20 protein-coding genes are annotated in these 17,316 nt (G+C 58.7%); 1 reads left to right on the forward strand and 19 read right to left on the reverse strand.

The features are described 5' to 3' along the window. The coding region (locus CUN63_RS31895; protein WP_218570137.1) for a hypothetical protein at window positions 1-188 on the forward strand (188 nt) is incomplete at its 5' end. Window positions 189-339: 151 nt separating this feature from the next. Here CUN63_RS31895 and der read toward each other — a convergent pair. The 19 genes from der to trmJ all read right to left on the reverse strand — a co-directional run bounded on the left by der (window position 340) and on the right by trmJ (window position 17,180). Then, window positions 340-1,809 (reverse strand): ribosome biogenesis GTPase Der, encoded by a 1,470-nt coding sequence (gene der, locus CUN63_RS06910; RefSeq protein ID WP_129438180.1) that lies wholly within the window; start codon window positions 1,807-1,809, stop codon window positions 340-342. A gap of 140 nt (window positions 1,810-1,949) precedes the next feature. Beyond that, the gene (gene bamB / locus CUN63_RS06915; protein WP_129438182.1) at window positions 1,950-3,101 is read right to left on the reverse strand and encodes an outer membrane protein assembly factor BamB; all 1,152 of its coding nucleotides are present in this window, start codon (window positions 3,099-3,101) and stop codon (window positions 1,950-1,952) included. Then, on the reverse strand, window positions 3,094-3,735 hold the full coding sequence (locus tag CUN63_RS06920; protein WP_129438184.1) for a tetratricopeptide repeat protein: 642 nt from the start codon (window positions 3,733-3,735) through the stop codon (window positions 3,094-3,096). Before CUN63_RS06920 ends, bamB begins: the two co-directional genes overlap by 8 nt. A 40-nt stretch (window positions 3,736-3,775) precedes the next feature. Beyond that, window positions 3,776-5,065 (reverse strand): histidine--tRNA ligase, encoded by a 1,290-nt coding sequence (gene hisS / locus CUN63_RS06925; RefSeq protein ID WP_129438186.1) that lies wholly within the window; start codon window positions 5,063-5,065, stop codon window positions 3,776-3,778. Window positions 5,066-5,088: 23 nt separating this feature from the next. Further along, window positions 5,089-6,198: a flavodoxin-dependent (E)-4-hydroxy-3-methylbut-2-enyl-diphosphate synthase gene (ispG, locus tag CUN63_RS06930; protein WP_129438187.1), complete on the reverse strand. Its 1,110-nt coding sequence runs from the start codon at window positions 6,196-6,198 to the stop codon at window positions 5,089-5,091. Between the two features lie 3 nt (window positions 6,199-6,201). Continuing rightward, window positions 6,202-7,227 carry a RodZ family helix-turn-helix domain-containing protein gene (locus tag CUN63_RS06935; RefSeq protein WP_129438189.1) on the reverse strand — a complete coding sequence of 342 codons (1,026 nt, stop codon included), beginning with the start codon at window positions 7,225-7,227 and terminating at the stop codon, window positions 6,202-6,204. Further along, window positions 7,227-7,985: a type IV pilus biogenesis/stability protein PilW gene (gene pilW, locus CUN63_RS06940; RefSeq protein WP_129438191.1), complete on the reverse strand. Its 759-nt coding sequence runs from the start codon at window positions 7,983-7,985 to the stop codon at window positions 7,227-7,229. The genes CUN63_RS06935 and pilW overlap by 1 nt, the downstream gene beginning before the upstream one ends. Window positions 7,986-7,997: 12 nt before the next feature. After that, complete coding sequence (rlmN, locus tag CUN63_RS06945; protein WP_033061468.1) at window positions 7,998-9,146, reverse strand: 23S rRNA (adenine(2503)-C(2))-methyltransferase RlmN; 1,149 nt, start codon at window positions 9,144-9,146, stop codon at window positions 7,998-8,000. 28 nt (window positions 9,147-9,174) lie between these two features. After that, window positions 9,175-9,600 carry a nucleoside-diphosphate kinase gene (gene ndk, locus CUN63_RS06950; RefSeq protein WP_007916882.1) on the reverse strand — a complete coding sequence of 142 codons (426 nt, stop codon included), beginning with the start codon at window positions 9,598-9,600 and terminating at the stop codon, window positions 9,175-9,177. A 204-nt stretch (window positions 9,601-9,804) separates the two neighbouring features. Then, window positions 9,805-10,005, reverse strand: coding sequence for a Fe-S cluster assembly protein IscX (gene iscX, locus CUN63_RS06955; RefSeq protein WP_129438193.1), 201 nt, complete (start codon window positions 10,003-10,005; stop codon window positions 9,805-9,807). A 14-nt stretch (window positions 10,006-10,019) separates the two neighbouring features. Further along, complete coding sequence (gene fdx, locus CUN63_RS06960; protein ID WP_033061467.1) at window positions 10,020-10,361, reverse strand: ISC system 2Fe-2S type ferredoxin; 342 nt, start codon at window positions 10,359-10,361, stop codon at window positions 10,020-10,022. Window positions 10,362-10,363: 2 nt separating this feature from the next. After that, the gene (gene hscA / locus CUN63_RS06965) at window positions 10,364-12,226 is read right to left on the reverse strand and encodes a Fe-S protein assembly chaperone HscA (RefSeq protein WP_129438195.1); all 1,863 of its coding nucleotides are present in this window, start codon (window positions 12,224-12,226) and stop codon (window positions 10,364-10,366) included. Window positions 12,227-12,277: 51 nt separating this feature from the next. Then, on the reverse strand, window positions 12,278-12,799 hold the full coding sequence (gene hscB / locus CUN63_RS06970; protein ID WP_008070981.1) for a co-chaperone HscB: 522 nt from the start codon (window positions 12,797-12,799) through the stop codon (window positions 12,278-12,280). Window positions 12,800-12,807: 8 nt separating this feature from the next. Next, a complete protein-coding gene (gene iscA / locus CUN63_RS06975) occupies window positions 12,808-13,131 on the reverse strand; it encodes an iron-sulfur cluster assembly protein IscA (RefSeq protein WP_007903589.1) in 324 nt (107 codons plus the stop codon). Between the two features lie 34 nt (window positions 13,132-13,165). Beyond that, a complete protein-coding gene (gene iscU, locus CUN63_RS06980; protein WP_003443374.1) occupies window positions 13,166-13,552 on the reverse strand; it encodes a Fe-S cluster assembly scaffold IscU in 387 nt (128 codons plus the stop codon). An 84-nt stretch (window positions 13,553-13,636) separates the two neighbouring features. Next, window positions 13,637-14,851 carry an IscS subfamily cysteine desulfurase gene (locus tag CUN63_RS06985; protein ID WP_074873944.1) on the reverse strand — a complete coding sequence of 405 codons (1,215 nt, stop codon included), beginning with the start codon at window positions 14,849-14,851 and terminating at the stop codon, window positions 13,637-13,639. Between the two features lie 50 nt (window positions 14,852-14,901). After that, entirely contained in the window at window positions 14,902-15,393 is a 492-nt protein-coding gene (gene iscR / locus CUN63_RS06990; protein WP_007903581.1) for a Fe-S cluster assembly transcriptional regulator IscR, read from the reverse strand. A 237-nt stretch (window positions 15,394-15,630) separates the two neighbouring features. After that, the gene (gene cysE / locus CUN63_RS06995) at window positions 15,631-16,407 is read right to left on the reverse strand and encodes a serine O-acetyltransferase (protein WP_033061461.1); all 777 of its coding nucleotides are present in this window, start codon (window positions 16,405-16,407) and stop codon (window positions 15,631-15,633) included. A 2-nt stretch (window positions 16,408-16,409) separates the two neighbouring features. After that, window positions 16,410-17,180, reverse strand: a complete 771-nt coding sequence (gene trmJ / locus CUN63_RS07000) for a tRNA (cytosine(32)/uridine(32)-2'-O)-methyltransferase TrmJ (protein ID WP_129438197.1) — start codon at window positions 17,178-17,180, stop codon at window positions 16,410-16,412. Window positions 17,181-17,316: the final 136 nt, after the last annotated feature.

Here is a 17,316-nt window from a genome sequence, read left to right on the forward strand (position 1 = left end):
GCGCGACCTTCCTGCTTATGCCTGTCGGATCTACGTCGCAGCGTCCCGTGCAAGTATTGGGCTTTAGGGAAACACGCCCCTTTACCCCGCTGCGCCGCCTCTATCCGCTTGCTGTTCGTCAAGCCAGCATTTTGCCTCGGGCTTCCTTCAGATTCGCGGTCACCCGCGACACCCTTGCCTCTGGCTAACACTTCCCCTTGCCGGGTGTGTAGAGGACTTTCACCTCCAAGTCACCAGCGAGGCCACCACAGCCAAGCTGGTTGCGCTTGCGCGCAACGCGCCATGCCTGGCGCACGCATGAAAAAGGGCGCCATGGGCGCCCTCTTCCGCTTGCCTGAATCAGCGCTTGTCGCGGCGCTTTTTGTCGGCTTTCTTGTGGTGCGACATCATCCGACGCTTCTTGTTGACCTGACGGTCGGTGAGCGAGTTCTTGTTGCCTTCGTACGGGTTCTCGCCGCCCTTGAACTCGATGCGGATCGGAGTACCGACCAGCTTCAAGACACGACGGTAAGTGTTTTCCAGATAGCGCACGTAAGACTTCGGCACCTTCTCGATCTGGTTACCGTGAATCACGATGATCGGCGGGTTCGCGCCACCCAAGTGGGCATAACGCAGCTTGATCCGACGGTTGTTGACCATCGGTGGCGCGTGCTCACCAACTGCATCTTCCAGAATCGTGGTCAGGCGGTTGGTTGGCCAGCGGGTGACCGCAGACTTGAACGAGTTCTGTACGGAGGCGTAGAGGTTGCCCACGCCAGTGCCGTGCAGGGCAGAGATGAAGTGAATGTCGGCGTAGTCAACGAAGAACAGTCGACGTTGCAGCTCGACCTTCACGAAGTCGCGCTCGCTCGGCGTCATGCCGTCCCACTTGTTGATCGCGATCACCAGCGCACGACCCGACTCAATGGCGAAGCCCAGCAGGTTGAGATCGTGATCGACCACGCCTTCGCGGGCGTCCATCACGAAGATCACCACGTTGGCGTCTTTGATCGCTTGCAGGGTTTTGACCACGGAGAATTTTTCAACTTCTTCGTGGATCTTGCCGCGCTTGCGCACACCGGCGGTGTCGATCAGCGTGTACTTCTCGTCGTTACGCTCGAACGGGATGTAGATACTGTCGCGGGTGGTGCCGGGCTCGTCATAAACGATTACCCGGTCTTCACCGAGCATGCGATTGACCAAGGTCGACTTGCCGACGTTCGGGCGGCCGATGATCGCGATCTTGATCCCGTCTTTTTCGCTTGGGCCAGGAATGCGCTTGGCTTCCTCGCCTTCGGCAACGATCTCCTCTTCACCATCTTCCGGCTCTTCTTCGTCTTTCGGGAAGGAGCTCAGAGCGATTTCCAGCATCTGGGTGATGCCACGACCATGCGCACCGGCGATCGGGATCGCGTGGCCCATGCCCAACGGGGCGAATTCGGCGCGGGCCATTTCAGGGTCGATGTTGTCGACCTTGTTGGCAACCACGTAAGAACGCTTGTTACGTTTGCGCAAATGCTCGGCGATCATCTGGTCGGCGGCGGTGAAACCGGCCTTGGCATCTACCAGGAACAGAACGACATCCGCTTCTTCAATGGCCAGCAGCGACTGCTCGGCCATTTTTTCGTCCATACCGTGCTCGTCACCGGAGATACCGCCGGTGTCGACCAGAATGTAGGAACGCCCTTGCCACTTGGCCTCACCGTATTGGCGATCACGGGTCAGACCGGACAAGTCGCCGACGATGGCGTCGCGAGTCCTGGTCAGGCGGTTGAACAAGGTGGACTTGCCGACGTTCGGTCGGCCCACCAGGGCGATTACGGGAACCATGCGGCTCTCCACTTCGTTATTTCAGAAAATACAAAAGCCGCTGCTAGGCAGCGGCTGGTGCTCGGGGCAGCGCCTGTAAGCGCTGCGAGCCCCGCAAAACGGGGCCGCTTGGGGAACTAACCCCAAGCATAGTCAAACCTTTACTTAATGGTCAGGGCTTCCAGTTTGCCACTGTTGCCATACACATAAATCGTGTCACCCACCACCAGCGGACGGGCACGCAGGCCGTCGCTGTCGATGCGCTCGCGGCCGACGAAACGACCGTCCACCTGGCTCAGCAGATGCAGGTAACCTTCCATATCACCGACGGCAACGTAGCTGGAGAACACTTCCGGAGCCGACAGTTGACGACGGGCCAGCGAATCGTTGCTCCACAAGGCTGTGGTGGAACGTTCGTCGACGCCTTCAACGGTGCCCGAAGACAGGCTCACGTAGACGCTGCCAAAACCCTGGGCGACACCGGCATAGCTGGAAGCATCACGCTGCCAGAGCTGACGACCGCTTTCCAGATCCAGTGCCGCAACGCGACCCTGATAGCTGGCGACATACAGCGTACCGCCGGACAGCAGCAGGCCACCGTCGATATCGACAACGCGCTCCAGTTCCGAACGACCTTGTGGAATCGCTACACGTTGTTCCCACACCGGCACGCCGTTGGAAATATCGAGAGCGACCACTTTACCGGTCGACAGGCCAGCCACCGCGAGGCGGTTGGTGACGATCGGCGCACTGGTGCCGCGCAGGGTCAATACCGCCGGAGTGCTGTCATACAACCAGCGCTGGGTGCCGGTAGCGGCATCCAGACCGATCAGACGGTCATCCTGAGTCTGAACGACAACGACATCACCGTTGTTGGCCGGCGGTGCGAGGACTTCACTGGACACGCGAGCGCGCCATTTCTCTTCACCGTTGATGGCGTCCAGGGCAACGATTTCACCCTTGATCGTACCGATCAGGAGCAGACCGTAACTGACGCCGACAGCGCCGGAAACAGGCAGTTCGAGATCTTTCTTCCATTTGACGTCGCCATTGCTGCGATCCATCGCCATCACCACACCGGTGACGTCGGCGGCATAGATGGTATCGCCATCGATCGCCGGAACCAGCATGTTGTACGATTCGCCCTGACCGTCACCGATCGAACGACTCCACTGCTTGTGCAGAACCACTTCTTCTTTGAAGTCGGTCAACTCGGCCGGTGGCAGTTCTTTTTTGCTGTTGCTGCTGCAACCCGCGGCCAATATGGCCAGAGCCAGCAATGCTGCATGTTTCCAACGAATCACGTCACGCATCCCCTTTGGCCAGGTCGTCCAGCTTGATTTGTAGGCCACCCACTGCCGCTTCATCCGACAGTGCCGCCTTGGCTTTTTGATACGCCGTGTTCGCTTCGTCGGTACGACCCAACTGCACCAGCAGGTCGCCTTTGAGTTCTTCGCGAGTGGCCAGGAATGCTTTATCGGCATCGCCTTCGAGCAGTTTCAGGGCTTCATCGGCCTTGTTCTGCGCGGCCAGCACCTGCGCCAGGCGCTGACGAGCAATTTCGCCCAGCGCCGGGTTGGCCGGTTTGGCGACGATGGCTTTCAGCTCGCTGGCTGCGTCATCCAGCTTGCCGCTGTCGACCGCAACTTTTGCCACGAACAGGCTGCCGTACTGCGCGTAAGCGCTACCGCCGAACTCGCTGTTGAGCTTGCCGGCCAGGTCCGCAACACGGGCGGCATCAGGCTTGCCGTCTGGCGTCAGCGTGGTTTCCAGCAGTTGCTGATAAAGCATCGAGGCGCCTTGCGACTGATTGCTCTGATACTTGTGAAAAGCCTGCCAGCCGAACACGATGACCAGCGCCAACAGGCCGCCAGTGACCAGGGGCTTGCCGTTGCGTGTCCACCAGTCCTTCAAATCCGCCAGATGTTCGTCTTCGGTACTCGACACCCCAATACTCCTTAATCGCTAAATCGGCTGTTTGACAGCTTCAACCCTGCACGACGCAGGTGGCCAGGTGTGCAGCAAGCGCATCCCAGGCAATGCTTTGTTGCTCGCCCTGGCCACGCAGGGGTTTGAAACCTACCACTTGCTGGGCCATTTCGTCGTCACCGAGGATCAGCGCGTACAACGCACCGCTCTTGTCGGCTTTCTTGAACTGGCTTTTGAAGCTGCCGGCGCCGGCATTCACTTGCAGGCGCAGGTTGGGCAACTGATCACGAACACGTTCACTCAGGGCCAGACCGGCCAGCTCGGCGGCCTCACCGAAGGCGCAGAGGTAAACGTCGACCTGACGGGAAATCTCTTCCGGGATCTGCTCCAGGGTTTCAAGCAACAGCACCAGGCGCTCGATGCCCATGGCGAAACCAACGCCAGGAGTCGGCTTGCCGCCCATCTGTTCCACCAGACCATCGTAACGACCACCGGCACACACGGTGCCTTGGGCGCCCAACTGGTCGGTGACCCATTCGAAAACGGTCTTGCTGTAGTAATCCAGCCCGCGAACCAGCTTCGGGTTGATCACGTAAGGAATGCCGGCGGTGTCCAGACGAGCCTTGAGACCCTCGAAGTGCACACGAGACTCTTCGTCGAGGTAGTCGGCCATTTTCGGCGCGTCGACCAGTACGGCTTGAGTGTCGGCGTTCTTGGTATCCAGAACCCGCAAAGGGTTGGTCTTCAGGCGACGCTGGCTGTCTTCGTCCAGCTTGTCCAGGCGGGCCGAAAGGAACTCGACCAGCGCTTCGCGATAACGACCGCGGGACTCGGCAGTGCCCAGGCTGTTGAGTTCGAGCTTGACCGCAGAACGAATGCCCAGCTCGCCCCACAGGCGCCAGGTCAGCACGATCAGCTCGGCATCGATGTCCGGACCGTCGAGGTTGAAGACTTCGCAACCGATCTGGTGGAACTGGCGATAACGGCCTTTCTGCGGACGTTCGTGGCGGAACATCGGGCCGATGTACCAGAGTTTCTGCACCTGGCCACCGCCGGTGATGCCGTGCTCGAGCACCGCACGCACGCAGGCCGCTGTGCCTTCGGGGCGCAGGGTCAGGGAGTCGCCGTTGCGGTCGTCGAAGGTGTACATCTCTTTCTCGACGATGTCGGTCACTTCACCGATGGAGCGCTTGAACAGCTCGGTGAACTCGACGATCGGCATGCGGATCTGCTTGTAACCGTAGTTATCCAGCAAACGCGAGACAGTGCCCTCGAAATGACGCCACAGGGGAGTCTGCTCGGGCAGGATGTCGTTCATGCCACGTATGGCTTGCAGAGACTTGCTCACTATAAATCCTTAAATTCGTTCGATCAGCCGCGAGCGATTACTGCTGCGTCGGCTTCGACCTTTTCGGCCGCTTTCTGGCGGATCAAGCGTTCAAGCTCATCCACCAGATTGTCATTCGTCAGTTTCTGCGACGGCTTGCCGTCGATGTAAATCAGGTTTGGCGTGCCGCCGGTCAAGCCGATATGGGCTTCCTTGGCTTCGCCCGGCCCGTTGACCACACAACCGATGACCGCGACATCCAGCGGCACCAGCAGGTCTTCGAGGCGCCCTTCCAGCTCGTTCATGGTTTTGACCACATCGAAGTTCTGCCGCGAGCAACTCGGGCAGGCGATGAAGTTGATGCCACGGGAACGCAGATGCAGGGATTTGAGAATGTCGTAGCCGACTTTCACTTCCTCGACCGGGTCGGCCGCCAACGAGATGCGAATAGTATCGCCAATCCCTTCGGCGAGCAGCATACCGAGGCCCACGGCGGATTTCACCGTGCCTGAACGCAAACCACCGGCTTCGGTGATGCCCAGGTGTAGCGGCTGGACGATTTCCTTGGCCAGCAAGCGGTAAGCGGCGACGGCCATGAACACGTCAGAAGCTTTCACGCTGACCTTGAAGTCCTGGAAATTCAGGCGTTCAAGGTGCTCGACGTGACGCAGGGCCGACTCAACCAGCGCAGCCGGGGTCGGCTCGCCGTATTTCTTTTGCAGGTCTTTTTCCAGGGAACCGGCGTTCACGCCGATGCGGATCGGAATCCCGCGATCACGGGCGGCATCGACTACCGCACGCACGCGGTCTTCGCGACCGATGTTGCCCGGGTTGATTCGCAGGCAGTCAACGCCCAGTTCGGCTACGCGCAGAGCAATCTTGTAGTCGAAGTGGATGTCGGCAACCAAAGGCACTTTGACCAGTTTCTTGATCTTGCCGAAGGCTTCAGCGGCATCCATGTCGGGCACGGAAATTCGCACGATATCGACGCCAGCCGCTTCCAGACGATTGATCTGGGCCACGGTAGCGGCTATGTCATTGGTGTCGCTGTTGGTCATGCTCTGCACAGCGATAGGCGCATCGCCGCCAACGGGCACGTTACCGACCCAGATCTTGCGGGATTCGCGACGTTTGATTGGAGATTCGCCGTGCATGACTTATTGACCCAACTTCAGGCGAGCAGTCTCGCCACTGGTGAACGGAGCGACATCAACCACCTGCCCGTTGTAGCTGACCTGCGCGCCACGGGCGAAGCCCAGACGCACGGAAAACGGTGGCTTGCCGCTCACGGAAACGTTTTCGCCTTTGCGCTTGAGACCGCTCAACAGCACCTTGCCGGTGCCATCGGTCACTTGCGTCCAGCAATCAGCAGTGAATTGCAGTTGAACCTGACCCTGGCCGGCAACCGGAGCAGCCGCTGCTGGAGCGGGAATGGTCGGAGTAACCGAGGCGCTCGCAGGCGGGGCTGATACAACAGGAGCAGTCGGGGATGGCGTGGTCAGAGTCGCGACAACCGGAGCGATGCTGCGCGTCGGTGCAACGGGCGCTGGCGCAGCAGGTGCAGTCGGAGGCGCGGTCGCTTCAGCTTCGGCCGGTGCTTCAGAGGAATTTTCGGCTTGTGGCAACGCCAGCGACGTCGAGCCTTCAGCCTGACCTTCCGCGACGGCCTGGTCTTCCGGCTCGTCCAGCGGATGGATCTGGGTGGTGCCGTCAGCGCCTTCGACTTCAACGTGTTCCGGGCTCAGGCTAGTCAGGTCTTTGGTGCGCAATGAGGTTTGATCCTGCCACCAGACAAAACCACCACCAATCACTGCCAACAGCAACAGCAGGCTGACAACTCGCAAAATGGTGTGGGAAACCCGAACCGGCTCTTCGATACGTCCCAGGCTATGAACGTTGCTGCCCTGGGAGTCGGTGCCGGTGGATTGGTCGAACTGCTGGACCAGTACGGTTTGATCCATGCCCAGCAATTTCGCGTAGGCGCGAATATAACCGCGAGCAAAGGTATGCCCAGGCAGCTTGTCGAAAGCGCCGGCTTCCAGATTGCTCAGGGAATTGACGGTGAGGTTGAGCTTGAGGGCCACTTCGGCCAGCGACCAGCCATTGCTTTCGCGGGCCTGGCGCAAGGTCTCACCGGGATTAACGCGATTCGCTGCTACAACTTCGGGATGCGCCGCTTTCATCATTGCTCCGACAGGTATTGCTGATATTCCGGCGTACCGGGATAGAGTCGTTTTAGTTGCAGGCCAAAACTGGCGGCCTTGTCGCGATCATCAAACACTTTTGCCAGCCGAACGCCGAGCAATAGACTACGTGCATTTTGCTCGGTGAGCAGGCTAAAACGATCGTAATAGTCACGCGCGGGCACATAATGCCTGTCTTCGAAGGACAACTCAGCCATTTCCAGCAATGCACGTGGCTGTTGGCGATTCAAACGCAGGGATTTTTCCAGCTGCTGCTGCGCCAGATCGCGCTGCCCCAGCTTCGAAGCGGTCATGCCGAGGTTCTCGAACACCCGTGAGCGCTCAGGATACAAGGTATCGGCGGCGGCCTGTTCAAAGCGCTCGTACGCCTCTTTGTAACGTTTTTCTTCGAAAAGAAAACTGCCGTAGTTGTTCAGGATTCGCGCATCGTTGGGGCGAGAAGACAGCGCCTTGCGAAAATGCTGATCCGCCAGCTCCGGCTCCATCTCGGCCTGGAATACCAGGCCCAGCGCAGCGTTGGCATCCGGATCCGAGTCATCCAGGTCCAGCGCTTTCTTCAACGGTACTTTCGCCCGTTCGGTCATACCCTGCTGCAAGTACCCCAAGCCCAGCTGCACATAGGCAACGCGCGCCTCATCGCGGCCCTTGCTGGTCTTCATCGGGTTGAAATCGCCCGACAGGACACAACCAGCACACAGGCTGGCCAACAGCAAAAGCAGCGCTAAGCGCAGGGACATAGAGATCCTCTCTTAATTATTGTTCGCAGCGTTCTGTGCGATATCGTTTTCGGCGCTTAACTCACGCACGGCGATATAACGCTCGCTGCGACGGGTGCGATCCAGCACCTGCCCTACCAATTGGCCACACGCGGCATCGATGTCTTCACCGCGGGTGGTGCGTACGGTGACATTGAAGCCGGCATGGTGAAGCTGATCCTGGAAACGACGAATCGCGTTGTTGCTCGGGCGCTCGTAACCGGAATGCGGGAACGGGTTGAACGGAATCAGGTTGATCTTGCACGGGATGTTCTTGAGCAACTCGATCATTTCGACCGCGTGTTCGACCTTGTCGTTGATGTCCTTGAGCAAGGTGTACTCAATGGTCAGCACGCGCTTCTCGCCCAGGGACGACATGTAGCGCTGGCACGACTCGAGCAGCATCTTAAGCGGATACTTCTTGTTGATCGGCACCAATTGGTTACGCAATGCGTCGTTCGGTGCGTGCAGGGACAACGCCAAGGAGACGTCGATGTGCTTGGACAGCTCATCGATCATCGGCACCACACCCGAGGTAGACAGGGTAACGCGGCGCTTGGAGATCCCGTAGCCCAGGTCATCCATCATCAGATGCATGGCGGCCACGACGTTGTCGAAGTTCAGCAGCGGCTCACCCATGCCCATCATCACCACGTTGGTGATGGCACGGTCGGCGGTCGCCGGGATGCTGCCGAACGATTTATTGGCAATCCACACCTGGCCGATGACTTCGGCGGCAGTGAGGTTGCTGTTGAATCCTTGCTTGCCGGTGGAGCAGAAACTGCAATCCAGGGCACAGCCTGCCTGGGACGAAACGCACAAAGTGCCGCGTTTGCCCTGGGGAATGTACACGGTCTCGACGCAGCTGCCGGACGCCACGCGCACCACCCACTTGCGGGTGCCGTCGGTGGAGATGTCCTCGCTGACAACTTCAGGACCGCGAACCTCGGCAATAACCTTGAGCTTGTCGCGCAAGGCCTTGCTGACGTTCGTCATGGCGTCGAAATCATCGACGCCAAGGTGGTGAATCCATTTCATTACCTGACCGGCACGGAAACGCTTCTCCCCGATTGAGTCGAAGAATTTTTCCATTTCCAGCTGAGTCAGACCCAGCAGGTTGGTTTTTACAGTCGATGTAGTCATGGATTCACCTTCACTCTTAAGCCAATGCTTAGCGAGTGGTTACTTCAGTAGCTGCGAAGAAGTACGAGATTTCGCGAGCAGCAGCGGCTTCGGAGTCCGAACCGTGTACAGCGTTGGCGTCGATGGAATCAGCGAAGTCAGCGCGGATGGTACCGGCAGCAGCTTCTTTAGGGTTGGTAGCGCCCATCAGCTCACGGTTCAGAGCGATAGCGTTTTCGCCTTCCAGAACCTGAACGACAACCGGACCGGAGATCATGAAAGCAACCAGGTCGCCGAAGAAACCACGAGCGCTGTGCTCAGCGTAGAAGCCTTCAGCTTCAGCTTTGGACAGTTGCTTCAGTTTCGAAGCTACAACGCGCAGGCCAGCTTTTTCGAAACGAGTGGTGATCTCGCCGATAACGTTTTTTGCAACAGCGTCAGGCTTGATGATGGAGAAAGTACGTTGAACAGCCATGGTGTAACTCCAGAAACGGTAATTTGCGAAAAATTAAACCCGCGAATTATACGCGGGTTCTTTGGTATTGCCTAACGGCTTACAGGTCGCGACCCTCCGCCTTCTGTAGGAGCTGCCGAAGGCTGCGATCCTTTGATCCTGGTCTTGCACTTGAGATTCAAGTGGCATCGGAAAAGATCGCAGCCTCGCTTCGCTCGTCAGCTCCTACTCTGCTTCTTCGATCCAGGCGGCCTGAATGGCTTCAAGCACCTTCTCGCCACCGCGGGTCGGATCATCACTGAACTGCGGCAATGCCAGCACCCATTTGTGCAGATCGACGAAGTTCACGTAACGCGGGTCCACATCTGGCTTGGATTCAGCCAGCTGGATCGCGATTTCCAGCACATCAACCCATTTCAGACTCATTTCAGTTCCTTGAATCAGTGCGGCGCTTCAGCCGCATGGTTGACCGAGTACTTCGGAATTTCGACAGTCAGGTCTTCATTCCCGACGATCGCCTGACAGCCTAGACGCGATTGCGCCTCCAGACCCCAGGCACGATCAAGAAAGTCTTCTTCCAGCTCATCCGCTTCTTCCAGCGAGTCAAAGCCCTCACGAATGATGCAATGACAGGTGGTGCAGGCGCAGACGCCGCCACAGGCGCTTTCCATCTCGATATGGTGTTCGTGGGCCAGCTCGAGAATGGATGTGCCAGGCTCAGCCTCCACAACCATACCTTCCGGGCAGAACTTCTCGTGTGGCAGAAAAATGACCTGCGGCATCGTTATTCCTCAATCTCATTCAGGTTGCGCCCCGCCAGCGCGGCTTTCACCGTCGAATCCAGGCGGCGGGCAGCAAAGGCGTCGGTCACTTGCGACAGACGCTTGGTCTGCTGCTCGATGGCGTAACCATCGGTGCCTTTCATCAATTCGGTCAGTTCCTGCATCTGCAATTCGATGACCATGCGCTCTTCGGCGTCGAGCAAACGCTCGCCATCGACATCGAGGGCGCCCTGCACCGCTTCGATCAGGCGCTGGGCATCGACCTGCTGTTCACGCAACACCCGGGCGACCTTGTCGTCGTTGGCGTGCTGGAACGAGTCCTTGAGCATTTTGGCGATTTCGCCATCCGTCAGACCGTAGGACGGCTTGACCTGGATGCTGGCCTCAATGCCCGAACCCAACTCGCGGGCAGAAACACTGAGCAGACCGTCGGCATCGACCTGGAAGGTCACGCGAATCTTCGCCGCGCCGGCCACCATCGCCGGAATGCCGCGCAATTCGAAGCGTGCCAGGGAACGGCAGTCGCTGATCAGCTCGCGCTCGCCCTGCAAGACGTGGATCGCCATGGCCGACTGGCCATCTTTATAAGTCGTGAAGTCCTGAGCTCGGGCGACAGGGATGGTGGTGTTGCGTGGAATCACCTTCTCCATCAGTCCGCCCATGGTTTCCAGCCCCAGGGACAACGGAATCACGTCAAGCAACAGCAACTCATCGCCATCACGCTTGTTGCCAGCCAGGGTATCGGCCTGGATCGCGGCACCAATGGCCACCACTTGATCCGGATCGATTTCGGTCAACGGCTCGCGACCGAAGGCTTCAGCGACGGCTTCGCGGACGCGAGGCACGCGTGTCGAACCGCCCACCATGACCACCGCGTGCACTTCGTCCAGCTCGATACCGGAATCACGCACAGCGCGGCGACAGGCTTTCAGGCTGCGGGCAACCATTGGCTCGATCAGCGCATTGAAGGCTTCACGGGTCAGCTCGGCTTTCCAGTCGCCATAAACGACTTCAACGGACGAGGCATTGGTCAGGGCTTCTTTGGCCGCACAAGCGGTTTGCAGCAGATGGCGTTGCGCACCCGGATCGAGGTCGGCGGACAGACCGGCGCTCTCGATGATCCAGCCAGCGATTGCGTGGTCGAAGTCATCGCCGCCCAGCGCGCTGTCGCCGCCGGTAGCCAAAACCTCAAACACGCCGCCGGTCAGACGCAGAATCGAAATATCGAAGGTGCCACCACCCAGGTCATAAATCGCGACCAGGCCTTCAGCTTGTTGATCCAGACCGTAAGCCACAGCAGCGGCGGTCGGCTCATTGAGCAGACGCAGCACATTAAGACCGGCCAGTTTGGCGGCATCCTTGGTGGCTTGACGCTGAGCATCGTCGAAATAGGCCGGAACGGTGATCACCGCGCCTACCAGTTCGCCACCCAACGTCGCTTCGGCGCGCTGACGCAGCACTTTCAGGATATCGGCGGAAACTTCGACCGGGCTTTTCGGGCCCTGAATCGTGTCGATGAACGGCATGTGCGATTCGCCGCCGACAAAGCGGTACGGCAGTTGATCGCCCAATTGCTTGACGTCGGAGAGACCACGACCCATCAAGCGCTTGACCGACAGCACGGTGTTCAAAGGGTCAGTGGCGGCAGCCAGCTTGGCCGACTCGCCGACTTCGACGCGATCAGCGTGATAGCGCACGGCAGACGGCAGGATGACCTGCCCGTCAGCGTCAGCCAGAGGCTCGGAAAGACCACTGCGCAATGCAGCGACCAGCGAATTGGTAGTGCCCAAGTCGATCCCCACAGCCAGACGACGCTGGTGCGGTTGAGGACTTTGGCCGGGTTCGGCGATCTGCAGTAGGGCCATCGTTATCAGGACTTATCTGTATATCAGGCGTGCGACCGGAGCGGCACTGGGTTAATCGTCGAGGCGCTCTTCTAACTGGCGCACTTCGTAGGTGAGCTTGTCGAGAAACTGCATGCGCCGCATCAGGCGTTCGGCCTGTTCACGTTGCGCTGCATCATCCCAACAGGCTGCGAAGCTTTCGTTCAGTTCATCCTGCGCAGTTTTCAGGCGACGCTTGAACACTGCAACACCCGCCAGGTCGGCGCTGTCTTGCAGGTCTTCGAGCTCTTCACGCAGCTCCATCTGCTGCAGAAGAAACTCCGGATCATGCACCGTGACCTCCAGCGGCAGCTCGCGACCGCCCATGGCGAGCAAGTAACGCGCACGCTTTGGGGGACTTTTGAGCGTCTGGTAGGCCTCGTTGAGGCTCGCGGATTGCTCTAGCGCCAGCCGCTGCTCGCGCTCGGAAGCGTCTGCAAAGCGGTCCGGATGAACACCGCGCGCCAACTCACGGTAGCGCGTGGCCAACTGATCGAGATCCAGACGGAAGCTCGGTTTCAGCTCAAATAAAGCGAAATGACAAGGAGTACCCACGCGCAGCCTCAGATGTTGAAGCTTTCGCCGCAGCCACATTCACCGCGCACGTTGGGGTTGTTGAACTTGAAGCCTTCGTTCAACCCTTCCTTGACGAAATCGAGTTCGGTGCCGTCCAGGTAGGCCAGGCTTTTCGGGTCGATGATCACTTTCTCGCCGTGACTTTCGAACACCTGATCCTCTGCAACCACCTCGTCGACAAACTCCAGCACGTAGGCAAGGCCGGAACAGCCTGTGGTGCGAACACCCAGACGAATCCCTTCACCTTTGCCGCGCCCGTTGAGGGAGCGTCGCACGTGTTGAGCAGCCGCTTCTGTCATGCTGATAGCCATCGGTGACTCCTTACTCGTCGCCAAAACTTGAAAGTCAGATCAAGCCTTTCTTCTGCTTGTAGTCGCGAACGGCCGCTTTGATAGCGTCTTCAGCAAGTACGGAGCAGTGAATTTTTACTGGCGGCAGAGCCAGTTCTTCAGCCAGCTGAGTGTTTTTGATGGTCTCTGCTTCATCCAGAGTCTTGCCTTTCATCCACTCGGTCGCCAGGGAGCTGGAGGCGATAGCCGAACCGCAACCGTAGGTCTTGAACTTGGCGTCTTCGATGATGCCTTGCTCGTTGACCTTGATCTGCAGACGCATCACGTCGCCGCACGCCGGAGCGCCGACCATGCCGGTGCCGACATCAGGGTCTTCCGCGTCCATCTTGCCGACGTTGCGCGGGTTCTCGTAGTGGTCGATGACCTTTTCGCTGTAAGCCATGATTCTTAATCCTCACTCATCAGAGAGTCGCTCTTAAGCCCTGAAAAACTGCGTCTTACAGGGCCGGTTTGCGGCGACTTGAAATCAGTGTGCCGCCCACTCGATTTTCGAAATGTCGACACCGTCTTTGTACATGTCCCACAGCGGCGACAGAGTGCGCAGCTTGGTAACGGCCTCGCAGACTTTCTGCGCGGCGTAGTCGATTTCTTCTTCGGTGGTGAAACGGCCGAAGGTGAAGCGAATCGAGCTGTGTGCCAGTTCGTCGTTGCGGCCCAGGGCGCGCAGTACGTACGAAGGCTCAAGGGAAGCCGAGGTGCAGGCCGAACCGGACGAAACCGCCAGATCCTTGAGCGCCATGATCAGCGACTCGCCTTCAACGTAGTTGAAGCTCAGGTTCAGGTTGTGCGGTACGCGGGCGGTCATGCTGCCGTTGATGTACAGCTCTTCCAGGCCTTCGACCTGTTTGAAGAAACGGTCACTCAGGGCCTTGATGCGGATGTTCTCGGCAACCATGTCTTCCTTGGCTACGCGAAAGGCTTCGCCCATGCCGACGATCTGGTGGGTCGCCAGGGTGCCCGAACGCATGCCACGTTCGTGACCGCCGCCGTGCATGGTCGCTTCGATGCGAACACGCGGCTTGCGGCTCACGTACAGTGCGCCGATGCCTTTAGGGCCGTAGGTTTTGTGGGCAGAGAACGACATCATGTCGACTTTCAGCTTCGACAGGTCGATATCGACCTTGCCGGTGGACTGAGCAGCGTCGACGTGGAACAGGATGCCCTTGGAACGGGTCAGTTCGCCGATGGCTGCGATGTCGTTGATGGTGCCGATTTCGTTGTTCACGTGCATGACCGAAACCAGGATGGTGTCGTCGCGCAGGGCAGCTTCGATCATCTCCGGGGTGACCAGACCATCAGTGCGAGGCTCGATGTAAGTGACTTCGAAGCCTTCACGCTCCAGTTGGCGCATGGTGTCGAGGACAGCCTTGTGCTCAATCTTGGTGGTAATCAGGTGTTTGCCTTTAGTGGCATAGAAATGCGCCGCACCCTTGATTGCCAGGTTGTCGGACTCGGTGGCACCGGAGGTCCAAACGATTTCACGCGGGTCGGCGTTGACCAGGTCAGCGACCTGACGACGAGCGTTTTCGACGGACTCTTCAGCTTTCCAGCCGAACACGTGGGAACGGGACGCCGGGTTACCGAAGTTTCCGTCGACCAGCAGGCATTCACTCATTTTTTGCGCTACACGCGGATCAACCGGGGTGGTCGCAGAGTAATCAAGGTAAATCGGCAATTTCATGGACTATCTCCTAAATCAGGCTGGCTGGCGTGCCGCTAGCTCTTTGGCTGTCATTCGACGGCGGACGCTTCAATCTTGTCCAGGCGCGGCGCTTTGCTGTTGCAACGGCGCTGATCCTGACGCTGGGCTACTTCTTGTACCTCACGGCGAGTGACAAGGTCAGCCAAGCTGATACCGCTCAGAAACTCGTGAATCTGCAGGCTCAGATCGCACCACAAGTGGTGGGTCAGACAGGTGTCGCCTTGATGGCAATCGCCCTGGCCCTGGCATTTGGTGGCATCGACCGATTCGTTCACCGCATCGATCACCTGAGCAACCTGGATGCCCTGCATGTCGCGCGACAGCTGATAGCCACCGCCTGGACCACGGACGCTGGATACCAGATTGCTGCGGCGCAATTTGGCGAAGAGCTGTTCGAGGTAGGACAGGGAGATGCCTTGGCGCTCGGAGATATCGGCCAGGGACACCGGCCCGTGCTGCGCGTGCAACGCCAGGTCAAGCATGGCGGTTACGGCGTATCGGCCTTTTGTAGTCAGTCGCATGGACAATTACCACGGAGTTCAGAATGGGGCGAGTATGCAATTCCCGAGTATTTAAGTCAACTATAAGACCTAGTACTTTAGTCAGGTTTACCCGCAAAAGAGCGGCCGCATCATAGCAAAGGCGGGCCGCTTACAGCCAGCAGTACCGCGTTATCGTTCTTCGCGAGCAAGCCCGCTCCCACAAGGACGATGAGCATCCTGTGGGAGCGGGCTTGCTCGCGAAGGGGCCAACTCGGTTTAACTGGCCTGACTCTGATCCTTGTCCTTCACACAGGCAAAGTCTTCTTCGCGCAACTCAGGCAGATCCTTGGCGCAGTAGTTACTGCCCAGATCCTTCAACGCACCGCACATACCCTCCAGACGACCATCAACCGCCTGCAAATGATCGAGCAACTGATTGATGGCACGCGCCACCGGGTCCGGCATGTCTTCGCCAACACCGTAGGCATCGAAACCGATCTTCTCGGCCATGGCCTTGCGCTTGGCGTCCTGCTCTTCATCGGATTTGACGATGATCCGCCCCGGAATACCGACCACTGTCGCCCCGGCCGGCACAGCCTTGGTCACCACAGCATTGGAACCGACCTTGGCCCCGGCGCCAACCGTGAACGGGCCAAGCACCTTGGCGCCCGCCCCTACCACTACGCCATCTTCCAGAGTCGGGTGACGCTTGCCCTTGTTCCAACTGGTGCCGCCCAGGGTCACGCCCTGATAAAGGGTGACGTCGTTGCCGATCTCAGCGGTTTCACCGATGACGATGCCCATGCCATGGTCGATAAAGAAACGACGACCGACCTTGGCGCCCGGATGGATCTCAATCCCGGTCAACCAGCGACCGAAGTTCGACACCAGTCGCGCCAGCCACTTCCAGCCCATACCCCACAGGGCCGACGACAGGCGGTGAATCCAGATGGCGTGCATGCCCGGGTAGCACGTCAGAACTTCAAAGGCGTTGCGCGCTGCCGGATCACGATGGAAAACACTCTGAATATCTTCACGCAAACGCTCGAACATTTTTAATCCTTCCGCTTAAGAAGCTCACCACGGGCCGCTTTCTGGGTTTCCGTGAGGATGCCACGCAATATATTCATTTCCGCCCGGCTGACCGAGCTGCGTCCGTACAACCGGCGCAGGCGCGCCATCAAGTGCCGTGGCTTTTCCGGATCGAGGAATTCAATGGCCACCAGGGTTTGCTCCAGGTGCTCATAGAATCGCTCCAGCTCATCCATGGTCGCCAGCTCACCACTTTTGGTGGACGCCACTTCATCCTTCTCGACCTTGCTCGGCTGACCTTGGGCCGCGAGCCAGGACATCCGCACTTCATAGCTCAACACCTGCACCGCTGCCCCAAGGTTCAGCGAACTGAACTCAGGGTCTGATGGGATGTGCACGTGATAATGACATCGCTGCAGCTCTTCATTGGTCAGACCGGAATCTTCACGACCAAAGACCAAGGCAATCTCGGCACCCTGCGAGGCGTCCTCCACAACCTTCACTCCGCATTCGCGGGGATCGAGCAACGGCCAGGGAATGCGACGGTCACGGGCGCTGGTGCCGAGCACCAGATTGCAGCCAACCAAGGCATCTTCCAAGGTGGCGACGACTTGCGCGTTTTCAAGGATGTCACCGGCACCGGAAGCGCGAGCATCGGCTTCGTGATGCGGGAACAACCGCGGTTCGACCAGCACCAGCCGCGACAGGCCCATGTTCTTCATGGCACGCGCAGCCCCGCCGATATTCCCGGGATGGCTGGTATTGACCAAGACGACACGAATGTTATGCAGCAAGGGAGGCGCTCTCGAACACAGAAATGGGGAGCAGAATCTTACAGTTCATCCTACCGTTAAGCTACGAAACCGAACACCGACCTTCACCTGTAGAAAAGTTCTGATAGAATGCCCGGCTTTCTTTAACAACCTTAGG

Origin of the sequence: Pseudomonas sp. ACM7 (assembly GCF_004136015.1) — a bacterium.
GTDB lineage: Bacteria > Pseudomonadota > Gammaproteobacteria > Pseudomonadales > Pseudomonadaceae > Aquipseudomonas > Aquipseudomonas frigoris.

What these genes read in the sequence shown, in the direction of transcription:
- der (WP_129438180.1), bottom strand. Translation starts at nt 1,809, where the DNA reads ATGGTTCCCGTAATCGCCCTGGTGGGCCGACCGAACGTCGGCAAGTCC.
- bamB (WP_129438182.1), bottom strand. Translation starts at nt 3,101, where the DNA reads ATGCGTGACGTGATTCGTTGGAAACATGCAGCATTGCTGGCTCTGGCC.
- ispG (WP_129438187.1), bottom strand. Translation starts at nt 6,198, where the DNA reads ATGCACGGCGAATCTCCAATCAAACGTCGCGAATCCCGCAAGATCTGG.
- CUN63_RS06935 (WP_129438189.1), bottom strand. Translation starts at nt 7,227, where the DNA reads ATGAAAGCGGCGCATCCCGAAGTTGTAGCAGCGAATCGCGTTAATCCC.
- pilW (WP_129438191.1), bottom strand. Translation starts at nt 7,985, where the DNA reads ATGTCCCTGCGCTTAGCGCTGCTTTTGCTGTTGGCCAGCCTGTGTGCT.
- rlmN (WP_033061468.1), bottom strand. Translation starts at nt 9,146, where the DNA reads ATGACTACATCGACTGTAAAAACCAACCTGCTGGGTCTGACTCAGCTG.
- ndk (WP_007916882.1), bottom strand. Translation starts at nt 9,600, where the DNA reads ATGGCTGTTCAACGTACTTTCTCCATCATCAAGCCTGACGCTGTTGCA.
- iscX (WP_129438193.1), bottom strand. Translation starts at nt 10,005, where the DNA reads ATGAGTCTGAAATGGGTTGATGTGCTGGAAATCGCGATCCAGCTGGCT.
- fdx (WP_033061467.1), bottom strand. Translation starts at nt 10,361, where the DNA reads ATGCCGCAGGTCATTTTTCTGCCACACGAGAAGTTCTGCCCGGAAGGT.
- hscA (WP_129438195.1), bottom strand. Translation starts at nt 12,226, where the DNA reads ATGGCCCTACTGCAGATCGCCGAACCCGGCCAAAGTCCTCAACCGCAC.
- iscA (WP_007903589.1), bottom strand. Translation starts at nt 13,131, where the DNA reads ATGGCTATCAGCATGACAGAAGCGGCTGCTCAACACGTGCGACGCTCC.
- iscU (WP_003443374.1), bottom strand. Translation starts at nt 13,552, where the DNA reads ATGGCTTACAGCGAAAAGGTCATCGACCACTACGAGAACCCGCGCAAC.
- CUN63_RS06985 (WP_074873944.1), bottom strand. Translation starts at nt 14,851, where the DNA reads ATGAAATTGCCGATTTACCTTGATTACTCTGCGACCACCCCGGTTGAT.
- iscR (WP_007903581.1), bottom strand. Translation starts at nt 15,393, where the DNA reads ATGCGACTGACTACAAAAGGCCGATACGCCGTAACCGCCATGCTTGAC.
- cysE (WP_033061461.1), bottom strand. Translation starts at nt 16,407, where the DNA reads ATGTTCGAGCGTTTGCGTGAAGATATTCAGAGTGTTTTCCATCGTGAT.